General features: G+C 56.8%; 5 protein-coding genes and 1 pseudogene. 3 read left to right on the top strand and 3 right to left on the bottom strand.

Annotation, left to right across the window (positions count from 1 at the left end):
• Window positions 1–210, top strand: a pseudogene (locus K5905_RS29435) (tRNA (N(6)-L-threonylcarbamoyladenosine(37)-C(2))-methylthiotransferase MtaB); the annotation flags it as partial.
• Between the two features lie 195 nt (window positions 211–405).
• Window positions 406–1,593 (top strand): signal recognition particle-docking protein FtsY, encoded by a 1,188-nt coding sequence (gene ftsY / locus K5905_RS29430; RefSeq protein WP_297591126.1) that lies wholly within the window; start codon window positions 406–408, stop codon window positions 1,591–1,593.
• Window positions 1,594–1,674: 81 nt separating this feature from the next.
• Here ftsY and K5905_RS29425 read toward each other — a convergent pair whose 3' ends face one another.
• The 3 genes from K5905_RS29425 to gloB all read right to left on the bottom strand — a co-directional run bounded on the left by K5905_RS29425 (window position 1,675) and on the right by gloB (window position 3,292).
• Window positions 1,675–2,118 (bottom strand): cupin domain-containing protein, encoded by a 444-nt coding sequence (locus K5905_RS29425; RefSeq protein WP_297591122.1) that lies wholly within the window; start codon window positions 2,116–2,118, stop codon window positions 1,675–1,677.
• 51 nt (window positions 2,119–2,169) lie between these two features.
• Window positions 2,170–2,385, bottom strand: a complete 216-nt coding sequence (locus tag K5905_RS29420; RefSeq protein ID WP_297591119.1) for a hypothetical protein — start codon at window positions 2,383–2,385, stop codon at window positions 2,170–2,172.
• A 124-nt stretch (window positions 2,386–2,509) separates the two neighbouring features.
• Window positions 2,510–3,292, bottom strand: coding sequence for a hydroxyacylglutathione hydrolase (gloB, locus tag K5905_RS29415; protein ID WP_297591124.1), 783 nt, complete (start codon window positions 3,290–3,292; stop codon window positions 2,510–2,512).
• 138 nt (window positions 3,293–3,430) lie between these two features.
• Between gloB and K5905_RS29410 the strand changes: the two genes are divergently transcribed.
• On the top strand, window positions 3,431–3,823 hold a 393-nt coding region (locus K5905_RS29410), incomplete at its 3' end, for a class I SAM-dependent methyltransferase (protein WP_297591116.1).

The raw sequence follows: 3,823 nt of genomic DNA, 5'->3' as shown, positions 1-3,823 counted from the left end.
GCCAAGGGAGAGGAAGTTCTGGGCCTGCACCTAGCCCTGGAGGTCGGCAATTTGCGCCCTGTGCTGATCGAGAAGGAAGGCCTCGGCAGAACCGAACAGTTCACCCAGGTCGAACTGAGCGGTGGCGAGGCCGGAGAGATTGTCGAAACCAGAATAATAGGCCATACCGGGCGACATCTTCTGGGCGAAGCGCTCTCCAAAGCCGCCTGAGCGGCGAGCAAGATTTCTTAAGGCGGTTTCATGAGCGAAAAAAAGCGTGGGTTTCTGGGTCGGCTCTTTGGCGGCAAGGAAAAGCCGCAGAACGAGGCTGACACAACAGTCGAACCGATTGCCGATGAAACGGGGTCTTCGGAAGACCATTCGAGTGCGCCAGTGGAAAACGGCGAGCCGGAACTTACTGTCGAGATGGAAGTCAAGCCGGTTGCATCGTTGAGCGAACCCTTCCAGCCGGTCCCGCTTGATGTGTCTCCGCGCATCATACCTGATGTCGCTGTTCATGGCGGGACAGTTTCAACGGAAGAATTCGTTTCCACGGACCTTGCTCCTGAGCCAGAAGAGGAAACAGGCGATGCCTTAACGCCTGACGAACCGGAAGTTATTGCTGAAGCGGTAGAAGATCTTGAAACTGTTGAAGAACCTGCTGTTTCAGAAGAACAGGTTGCTCTAGAAGAACCTAAGCTTTCCTGGTTCCAGCGGCTGAAAAAGGGCCTGTCGCGCTCGTCTTCGTCGCTGACCGAGGGCATCACCTCCATCTTCACCAAGCGCAAACTTGATGCGTCCATGCTCGAAGAGCTGGAAGACATCCTGATCCAGGCAGACCTTGGTGTCGATACGGCCATGGCGATTACCGATCGTCTGTCCGATGGCCGGTACAACAAGGAAATTTCGCCTGAAGAAGTCCGGGAGATCCTTTCCGAGGAGGTCGAGAAAGTTCTTGAACCGGTGGCGCAACCGCTCGATCTGGACATAGGCAAAAAACCCCATGTCGTGCTGATGGTCGGGGTGAACGGCACCGGAAAGACAACAACCATCGGCAAGCTGTCGCAAAAGCTGCGGGCGGAAGGCAAGACCGTCATGCTCGCCGCTGGTGATACGTTCCGAGCCGCTGCCGTCGAACAGCTGAAAATCTGGGGCGAGCGCACCGGAGCTGAAGTCATCGCCCGCGACACCGGGGCAGACGCTGCGGGTCTGGCGTTTGATGCCATGAAAGAAGCGCAGGAAAAGGATGTCGATGTACTCCTGATCGATACGGCAGGCCGTTTGCAAAACAGGGCGGAATTGATGGATGAGCTGGAAAAGGTCATCCGTGTGATCAAGAAACACGACCCGGAAGCTCCGCATTCGGTTCTTCTGACCCTGGACGCGACGACCGGCCAGAATGCTCTCAATCAGGTGGAAATCTTCGGTAAGGTGGCCGGTGTTACCGGACTTGTCATGACCAAGCTCGACGGCACCGCGCGCGGTGGCATTCTCGTCGCAATTGCTGCCAAGCACGGCATGCCGGTTCACTTCATCGGTGTCGGAGAAGGTGTTGCCGATCTGGAGCCGTTCTCAGCCAAGGATTTCGCCAGCGCGATTGCAGGTCTGGCGTAGGCTTTTGAGCGTCTGTAGGCGTTATTCCCGCCATTGCGGAGAAGACAATTGCCGTATTGATTGGGTGATCGTGTTCGGAAATTAGTTGCCCGGCTCCCAGCCTTCCGGCGCCATTTCGAAGCCTTCAAACTGAAAGCCCGGAGCCACCGTGCAGCCGACCAGCGTCCAGGCGCCAAGCGACCGGGCCTGCTGCCAGCCGTCCCGAGGGACGATGCCTTGCGGGCGCTCGCCAGTTCCCAAATCGTTGCCAAGGGTCAGGACCTGCTTGCTCCGACCGTCCGGGCTGATGGAAAGCTCCAGCGGAGCACCGGCATACCAGTGCCAGGTCTCGACCGCGTCAACCTTGTGCCAACGCGACAGAAAACCCTTCGGAAGCAGGAAATAGATCAGTGTCGACGCCGCACGACCGTCGGTATCGGTGACTTCGTCACGAAAGGTTTCGACATAAAAGCCACCCTCTGGGTGGGGCTGCATGTTCAATAGGTCGACGACTTGTTCTGCGGTCAGGTCGGACGTAATCGGCATAAAGTTTCCCGGAAGTGCTAAACGCAATCTAAGTATCTGATTTTGGACTGCTCAGGACGATTTTGACTCGGTACAAAATGCGAGATCGTCAATCGTTTCTCTCAAGGCTGCAACAACTTCCTCGTAAAGAACCTGCATATCGAGTTTGTGTCCACCCCCCTGATGCACCGGGATCGGTTCGGCCTGGGTGACGATACGGTGAACGACATCCTTTGCGCGCTGTTCAGCGCTTCGACTGGTAAGTGTTTCGCTCGTGGCGGGTGTCATGGTTTCTGCCCCTTCATGATCACATCTCCGTGCATATGGGGACAATTACCTAGCGTTTTAAGCCTATTGCACCAGAAAAGCCGCTCGAAACGGGTCGCGTTGAACGAACGGCAAACAATTTGGCTTATGCGTTGTCTTTGCGTGTGCGAATCTCGGTGAAGATGTCCACCGCCGACTTGCCTTCCATGCCGAGGGCCGCGGCGACAGAGGTTTCCGCGGCGCGCAGGAACGGGTTTGTCGCCTTTTCCCGGCCCATTGTGGTCGGCAGGGTCGCTTTGCCACTCGCTCTCAGTTTGGCGATCTCCAGAGCCCTAGCCTGCAGGTCAGCGTTTTCCGGCTCAATGGTCAGCGAGAATCTTGCGTTGGCCTCGGAATATTCGTGACCGCAATAAATGGCGGTATCGTCGGGCAACTCGCGCAGCAGTTTGGCGAGAGAGGACCACATCATTTCCTTGTCGCCCTCAAATACCCGGCCGCAGCCAAGAGAGAACAAGGTGTCGCCTGTGTGTGCCATCTTGATCGATGGAATGTACCAGGAAATCTGATCGAGCGTGTGTCCCGGCGTCGAGATTGCCTTCACCTCATAAGGGCCGCATTTGACGTGGTCACCATCTTCGACGGTCCGGTCGAGCTGGGCGATCTTTTGCCGGGAACGGGCCGGGCCAATAACGACGGCCCCAGTTTTCTGCTTGAGTTCTCCCAGCCCCTGAACATGATCCCAATGATGATGGGTGATCAGAATATGGGTCAGTGTCCAGCCGGTTTCCTCAAGCGCCTGTTCATAGGCTCCGGCATGCGGCACATCGAACCCGATGGTGGTTCCGCTTTCCCTGTCATGCACAAGCACGCCGAAATTGTCGTCGAGGCAGGTGAACTGATGAATCTCGGTTGTATCGATCAAGGCCATGAAACGGTTCCCCGCAATGATTGACTTGTTGAAACGCACAGTGGCAAAAGGACGGTCCGGTAGCAAGCCGAGAGTGCTTGCGCTTTCCGCGCGTTCCTTGTTCAATCGCAACAAACAGCATCCGCCAAGCGAGTTTTGATGTATCTTGACGTCGTCCATTTGCGCGCATTTTACGATTTACCGCTCGGGCGGCTGCTGAGAAGCCTTATCGGTGCGCCGATTCGTTCCATGTGGCCGGATCTGAAAGGACAAAGCCTTCTGGGTATTGGCTATGCCGGGCCATTCATGCGGCCCTATCTTGACACCATTGACCGGGCTATTGCCGCGATGCCGGCACCTCAAGGTGCCGTTCCCTGGCCGCGCGAACGCGACAGCGCCTGCGCTCTGGTCGAAGATGCTGTCTTGCCTTTTCCCGATATTTGCTTTGACCGGATCATGCTCGTTCATGCGCTTGATCATTGTTCCGACCCGGACGCAGTGCTGAAAGAGGCCTGGCGCGTTCTGGCTCCGGGGGGGCGACTGATCGCCGTC

Origin of the sequence: Roseibium sp. (assembly GCF_025698965.1) — a bacterium.
GTDB lineage: Bacteria > Pseudomonadota > Alphaproteobacteria > Rhizobiales > Stappiaceae > Roseibium.
The sequence above is the reverse complement of the archived record's forward strand: the minus strand, read 5'-3'. Positions and strand labels throughout refer to the sequence as shown.